The 7,862-nt window shown below is 40.6% G+C and carries 5 protein-coding genes; all 5 read right to left on the bottom strand.

Features of this window, described 5'->3' with window-relative positions:
* Window positions 1–130 precede the first annotated feature (130 nt).
* Window positions 131–586, bottom strand: a complete 456-nt coding sequence (gene nrdI, locus PAN06_RS12050) for a class Ib ribonucleoside-diphosphate reductase assembly flavoprotein NrdI (protein ID WP_049471797.1) — start codon at window positions 584–586, stop codon at window positions 131–133.
* Window positions 587–647: 61 nt separating this feature from the next.
* Window positions 648–1,163 (bottom strand): hypothetical protein, encoded by a 516-nt coding sequence (locus PAN06_RS12045; RefSeq protein ID WP_201089526.1) that lies wholly within the window; start codon window positions 1,161–1,163, stop codon window positions 648–650.
* A gap of 425 nt (window positions 1,164–1,588) precedes the next feature.
* On the bottom strand, window positions 1,589–4,417 hold the full coding sequence (locus PAN06_RS12040) for a GbpC/Spa domain-containing protein (RefSeq protein ID WP_269796428.1): 2,829 nt from the start codon (window positions 4,415–4,417) through the stop codon (window positions 1,589–1,591).
* A gap of 485 nt (window positions 4,418–4,902) precedes the next feature.
* On the bottom strand, window positions 4,903–7,161 hold the full coding sequence (glgP, locus tag PAN06_RS12035) for a glycogen/starch/alpha-glucan family phosphorylase (RefSeq protein ID WP_269796427.1): 2,259 nt from the start codon (window positions 7,159–7,161) through the stop codon (window positions 4,903–4,905).
* A 45-nt stretch (window positions 7,162–7,206) separates the two neighbouring features.
* The coding region (locus PAN06_RS12030) for a 4-alpha-glucanotransferase (protein WP_269796426.1) at window positions 7,207–7,862 on the bottom strand (656 nt) is incomplete at its 5' end.

Raw genomic sequence — 7,862 nt, 5'->3', positions numbered from 1 at the left:
AGACGCAGTGGTTGAGTGGGCTCTACTACGCTGATTTCATCAGCTTTTACAGCCCTACTCAACTGTGCGGAGGTGGGACGACGAAATCGAATTCTAACGAATTACCGATTTCTGTCCCACTCTCTTTATTTTAAAGATGATACAAATCTTCTACAATGGCAGCTACTTTTTTAATATCTCCCAACATCCCCCGCATTTCAAAATCGGCTAACTTAGGGAAACCAAAGCGTTGGCTGTATTGCTTAGCGGTTAAACAATATTGATTGTTAAAATTCCGATTGCCTGATCCAACCACTCCTAAGCACTTGCTGGCATTGTCTCCATAAGCAATAAAATCCGCGACATCTGTCGTCAAAATTTCCACATCGCCATTGTCAACACCATTTCCACCCTCCAAATAGGTAGGCAAAAAAGTGATAAAAGGATTGGTCATTTCAAAGAAGGGCTGGCCCTCTTTGACCAGGTCTTTCACATGAACTTTCTCGATTTCAAGTCCGGGATGGGCTTCCAGCAAATAGTCACTTAAGCGACGGACAAAACTCTCTGTATTCCCACTCAGACTAATATAAACAAAGGATACTTTCATCTTTTTTCTCCAATCAAGAAGCTCTCTTATCCTCTAAGAGAGCTCCATCTAAACTTATCTATTATGCCCTAGCTTGAGCTTTTCTCAAACGCAAGGTTTTATACAAAATAATTCCAAAGAAAAGAAGAGCAAACGCCGTCAAGAGTAACAAAGCAAGGGACGAAGATGCCAGATATCGTTGACGAAGTGCTTGGTTTGAAAAACTAGCCAATAGCGGACGTCCTGCAAAATAATTATAAAAAGAGAAAGCTTGACTTAACAAAATCTGTCCCATATAAGTATAATGTGTTGTTAACAGATCCTGCTTCATAAAGAGGAAATAGAAAGTTGCAAGCAAGGCAATCAGAATCAGGGAAACAAATAAAAAGGCTAGTGGAGACTGATTGAGTTGGGCTGATTTCTCATAATATGTCACATAGTCAGCCTTGTCTTGAGCCGTTGTTAAACCAAGTTGTTTAGCAAAATCATCTGTCAGCTCAAAGCTCTTTGAAGCTCCAAAGGTTGAGACAGCTGATGTTAGGGTTCCAACCGTAGAGAAAAATAACAAGATGTAAAGATAGATAGGTTTCTTTTTCATACAAACTCCTTTTCATTTCTTACACCCTATTATATCGCGATACAGATAGAAAGGCAAGCACCTCAAAACCGTGGAAGCACTTGCCTGATTACTGATACGTTCAAATGAAATTCATTTGGAAAATAATGTGTGCAAAAGATGAAAAGCCATCGCAACTGTATCATTGGAATGATTAGAGATATAACGGAGTCCTATAAACTTTCATTCGAACACCACCAGTATACCTCATTCTCTTCTTCTTGTGTCATCCATTTCTATTCTGCTTCATTTCGACACGATTCGGTCTATAAAAGCCATTTCCTCTCCTTATCCAAAAACTATTCTGTTCTATTTCTCAACTATTTGGTCATCACTCCATCAAAAAAGTCAGAAGGACTTACCTTCTGACTTTCTTTATTTAGATGAATGAACGAAAGAAACAAGAATTAATCTTCTTTTTTCTTGCGTGCAAGACCCAATCCAAGCAATCCAGCCATCGCACCTGCAAGAACAGCTGCAGTTGAGCTTTCTGTACCTGTATTTGGAAGCGCAGGTGTTTGTGGTTGCGCAGGTTGTACAGGCTGTTCCGGAACTTCAGGAGTTGGTTCGGTTGGAACCTCTGGAGTTGGTGGAACGATTGGTGTAGGTGGAACAATTGGTGTTGGTGGGTTGTATGGAGTTGGTGGAGTTGGAGGAACTGGTGTTGGTGGGGTTGGAATATCTGTTTCCGTTACCACTTTATTCTTATGCCATTTCACTTCAGCTTCCGGTTTCACCGGATTCGTATTTGGAACGACTTCAGGAGTCGGTGGGGTTGGAGCTTTTGGTGGAGTTGGAGCTTTTGGTTCCTCCACATCGACCGTAATCACAGTGTAGTTAGGTGCTGTTGGCGGAGTTGGTGATTTAGGTTCTTCTGGTTTCGTTGGCTCTGCAGGCACTTCCACAACTGTTGGGGTTGGTGGAGTTGGAGCCTTTGGTTCTGTTGGTTTTGTTGGCTCTTTCGGTTTTTCTCCTGGCTCTTTAGGAAGACCTACATTTGAGTTGATGGCAAACCAATAAACCGTTGGTTGACCAGCCGCATTGGCACCATTAGCCGTAAAGACTAAGTGTCCATCTGACATCTTCAAGCCTGCTCCACCATAATAGAGGTATGGAGAAGATGGATTATCCCAACCTTCAAGAGTTGTTGAAGATTCACCGTTAAAGACAGAGCCATGTTCAATATATTGGTTATCTTTAAAGGAAGTCACTTCTTTAGTAGCAGCATCATAAGAAACACTTGAGTTTGGAATTGGAATAAATTTATTATTTCCAACATTTACAGACTCTTGGTGTTCCACGTTTTCAAATTTCTTCTTAGGCGTGAACGTAATTTGACCTGTAGTTGCATCTACTTTGTATGATCCGATAACATCATCCTTACCTTCAAAGGTAAATTCTTCTGTACCAATAGAATGAACACTTCCTGAACCCGAAGCATTTACAGTTAACGCATCCGTTACTTCTTCCTTCTCAGGTGTCGTACCAGGAACCCATTTACCTGTGTCATCTTTAACATAACCATATTTCTGAGTCACAATTTTGAGAGGGTTGTCTGCTGAAATGGAAACAGTTGCAGTACCAAAGTCTGCTTTTCCTGTTTTAACCTTCACTTCATTGTTTTCAATGCTCATGGATGAACCATCTGCATATGGATCCCAAGTTCCACGAACAGTGTTGCCATTTTTATCTTTGGCTTCTACTGTAAGGGCACGAGGTTTGTCTCCACTATCGACATAGGAAGCACCTGTCCAGTGGTTGAGCGAGTTCAAAGCGACAATGGCATTGCGTTGAGTCAAATCAAATTTATTGCCATCACCATCATAGAATTCAACATCGACAGCAACCTTAACAGGTTTGTCTTGGTCTGTTGAAGCACCCACTGTCATGGTTACCGTTGGATCTGCGTTGACTGCTGCAATCCCTTTGCCATCATTTGATGGAAGACTTAAAATCTCATAACGGTAAATCACACGTTTGATTGGATGCATATCCGTATTTTCACGCATGCTGGACTGATTCAAGTTATCATAAGTAACGACAAATTTATCGCCTTCTTTCACTTGAATGTACTCAGTTTCATTATTGGCCCAAGGACTAGTTGCTACAATATCTGAAGCTTCCAATTTATTAGAATCATATTGATGGACATTGCTTGTATTTAAACGAGCTTGAGCATCACGAGTAAGATAAGTGCTGATGCCGTCAATGGTGTGAGTTGCACCACCTTCACGTTGGAAGGTCAAATCTTGAACAGTTGAAACATTTTTAAGGTCAGCATACGCATTGTCTGTCATATATTTGTCGTATGCTTGTTTCGCGTCCGTATATTGTTTTTTGGCAACTTCGTATTCAGCTAATTTCTTTTGATAAGCAATATAATCATTTTCGTACTGTACTTTTTCTACATTGTATTTTGCAAGATCAGCTTCGTATTGAGCCTTAGCAGCATCTTCTTCTGCCTTCTTCGCTACCAATTGATCATAAGCTGCTTTATCTTTATCGTATTGCGCTTTCTTAGTTTGGTATTCTTGTAAATCTTTATCGTATTGCGCTTTCGCTGTATTGTAAACAGCCATTTCTGCTTCATACTTAGCTTTTGCTTCTGCATTGGCCTTATCTGCTGCTGCTTTTTCTGCTACTTTAGCATCGTAGGCTACCTTTTTAGCATTGTACTCTTCTAAAGCTTTATCATAAGCTGCTTGTTGGGTTTTGTAGTCTTCTACTTGTTTCTTGTAAGCCGCTTCTGCTTCTGCATTTCTCTTTTCAATCAATGTGATTTCTTGAGATTTTGCTTCATACTCCGCTTTTGCCTTTTTGTAGTTATCAACTACTGTGTTGATTTCAGCTGTTTGAGCTTTATTATCTGCTTCTGCTGCTGCGATAGATGGTTGGACTTTTTCAGCTTCTTCTGTAACGGTCACACCTTCTGTAGCTGCATCAGCTTTTGCTTTTTCAAGTTCTGGTGATTCTACATAAGTAGTCGTAACTGTTTTATTTCCTTCTGTAACAGTTGTAGATGTCAACTTAGAACTTGTTGCAACAGCTGCATCGCTTGTTGCTGTTTCTGTACTGGTTGCTTCAGTTGCAGGTGCTGTTGCTTCATCTGCTTTCACTTCTGCTCCGTAGGTATTGACAGTAGCCAATCCAGCGATGGCCAATGAAACAACACCGACTGATAACTTACGAATTGAAAATTTTTCCTGCTTCGAAACATGTTCACGATAGCTTTTCATTTTCAAAACTCTCCTTTTTTGTTTAAAAAAATCTCACTGTAGAGGCAAAAATATGCTACTTCCAGTTAACTTCATTGTATCACAATCAACCATTTTTATATATTTGTCAATTTAATTTTTTATTTTACTTTAAATATATAACAACTTGAATCCCCAAACTTTCCTTGCCTTCCCCATCTTTAGTTGAAAATATATGCAAACGCCTGTGAAAAAATCCTTTATTTTCAAGGGTTTTTAAGACACTTTCTCTTTTTATAAATTTCACCGAAAGGCTTTTTAAAGGGAAGTATTTTTTTATACCAATAAATTAGATTTGAAGACTGAAATAAAAATTATGTAATTTTTTCCCTTTAGGGGTTGCAAAATTCAAAAAAACAACACTTTTTGCAGAGTGTCCATTCCCTAAACTAGCTCCATTTCTTCTCCCAAATGAGAAGTAATGAAAAAGACCAAGATCTGAAGGACCTTGGTCTAACAACTAGTGATTAGTTTAAGTGCCAGATGTCTTCGTTGTACTGAGCGATCGTACGGTCAGATGAGAAGAATCCTGCTTTCGCAATGTTAACGATGACTTGATCCAACCATGCATCACGGTCTTCGTAGTCAGCCAACATACGTTCTTTGGTGACAATGTAGTCTTCCAAGTCAAGAAGAGTCATGAACCAGTCTTTGTTGATCAATTCCTTGTGAAGACGAGTCAAGCGTTCCTTGTTACCAACTGCAAGAACGGCATCGCTGATAATGAAGTCTACCAATGGTTTGATAGCTTCACGTTCATAGAAGTCCGCTGATTTGTATGCTGATTTCTCATATAGATCGATTACAGTTTCTGAATCTTCACCGAAGATGTAGATGTTGTCACGTCCAACCAATTCAGCGATTTCCACGTTGGCTCCATCCATAGTACCAAGTGTCAATGCACCATTCAGCATGAATTTCATGTTACCAGTACCTGAAGCTTCCTTAGAAGCAAGGGAGATTTGCTCAGAAATATCGCTAGCTGGAATCAAGTAGCTTGCAGCAGTCACGTTGTAGTTTTCTACCATAACGACTTGCAAGTGTGGAGCTACTGCTGGATCGTTTGCAATCACTTCAGACAAGCAAAGGATCAAGTGGATGATATCTTGTGCAATAGTGTAGGCAGGAGCTGCTTTACCACCAAAGAGAACAGTGATTGGGCGAGCAGGGATATTTCCAGCTTTGATGTCCAAGTATTTGTGGATCACATACAAAGCGTTCATTTGTTGACGTTTGTATTCGTGAAGACGTTTGATTTGGGTATCAAAGATAGAATTTGGATTGATTTCCACACCTTGATGGTCTTTCAAGAAACGAGCCAATTTCCGTTTGTTGTGAGACTTGATGTTTTCCAATTTTGCTTTGACTGCATCTTTATCTTCATAAGAAAGAAGGTCTTCCAATTTAGATGCGTCATGGTGCCAGTCACGTCCGAGGATATCGTCCAAGTAGTGTGACAAGGTTGGGTTAGCATGCATGAGCCAACGACGGAAAGTGATACCGTTTGTTTTGTTGTTGAATTTTTCAGGGTAAATGTCGTAGAAAGCTTTCAACTCAGAATTCTTCAAGATTTCTGTGTGAAGTGCAGCAACCCCGTTTACGCTAAATCCATAGTGGATATCCATGTGTGCCATGTGTACGCGATCATTCTCATCGATGATTTGAACAGCTGGATCTTTGTATTCAGCGCGAACACGGCGGTCCAATTCTTCAATGATTGGAACCAAGTGAGGAACCACTTCTTGCAAGAATTCAAGTGGCCATTTTTCAAGGGCTTCTGCAAGGATTGTGTGGTTAGTGTAAGCCGTCATGCTACGAACGATAGAGATGGCTTCATCCATTTCAATACCACGTTCTGTCAAAAGACGGATCAATTCAGGGATGACCATTGATGGGTGAGTATCGTTGATTTGTACAACAGCATAGTCAGCAAGGTCATGCAAGTTGCTTCCTTTTTCGATGGCTTCGTCGATGATCAATTGTGCACCATTTGATACCATGAAGTATTGTTGGAAGATACGGAGCAATTCCCCTTGACGGTTACTATCATCTGGGTACAAGAAGAGGGTCAAGTTACGAGCGATATCTGTCTTGTCAAAGTTAATACCATCTTCAATAATAGATGAATCAACTGAATCCAAGTCGAACAAGCGCAAACGGTTCTTGGTATCGATCTTGTAACCAGGTACGTCGATATCATAAAGGGTAGAAGTCAATGTAAAGTGTGCGAATGGCACTTGGTAGCTACGGCTTGAACGAACGAGCCAGCTTTGGTCAGTCAACCATGCGTTTGGAATCGTTTCTTGTTGGTTGTTTTTAAGGACTTGTTGGAACAAACCAAAGTGATAGTTCAAACCAACCCCATCCCCTGTCAAACCAAGGCTTGAGATAGAGTCGATAAAGCAGGCTGCCAAACGTCCCAACCCACCGTTACCAAGTGATGGTTCCAATTCCACTTCTTCGACTTCGATCAAGTCTTTACCAGCGTCAGCCAATTCTTTTTTGACGTCATCGTAAAGACCCAAGTTGATCAAGTTATTAGACAAGAGTTTACCGATCAAGAACTCAGCTGAGATGTAGTATACTTTTTTCTTACCAGTATTTAATTTCTTTTGAGCACTTGCTTGCTTGGTGTAATTCAGCAAAGCAATGTACAATTCTTCATTTGAACATTCTGCAATTGTTTTTTGATGATGATCAATCACATATTTTTGTAATGATTCCATGTTTTAAAGTCTCCTTTGTTTCAACAATTTTAATAGGGGGAAAGATTATTTTTCTGCTTTCTTAACTTCTTTTTTCAAGTCTTTGTTTTCACGACGATAGATCGTTGTGAAATCAAGCAATTCTTGCTCAACAGCTGGAGTCAATTGATCCGCTGTCATCCGCCATGACCAGTTACCACCAAGAGTTGATGGGAAGTTCATCCGAGCTGAACCATCCAACTCAAGCAAGTCTTGCATCGTAGCAATAGCCATGAAGCTGACAGAAGCAAAGACGGTACGAAGCATAGCATGTGGAACAGATTCATACTCTTTCCGGTTGGTATAACGAGCAAGGTACTCACGAGTTGGATCGTCGATTTCATTGCGGTACCATCCAAGAACTGTGTTGTTATCATGTGTTCCAGTGTACATCACAGAGTTGTTTGGTGCCAAGTGAGGGCTATCGATACTTTCATCGTCAGGATTGAAGGCGAATTGAAGAATCTTCATTCCTGGGAAGCCAGTACGTTCGCGAAGCTCAATGACTTCATCCGTCATAAAGCCAAGGTCCTCTGCGATGATGTTCAAATCACCGAGCTCTTCCTTCACGGCTGCAAAGAGTTTGTAGCCAGGACCTTTGACCCATTTACCAGGTGCGGCAGTTTCAGAACCAGCTGGGATTTCCCAGTATGATTCGAAACCACGGAAGTGGTCGATCCGAA

Source organism: Streptococcus sp. SM3 (assembly GCF_027497875.1).
The sequence above is the reverse complement of the archived record's forward strand: the minus strand, read 5'-3'. Positions and strand labels throughout refer to the sequence as shown.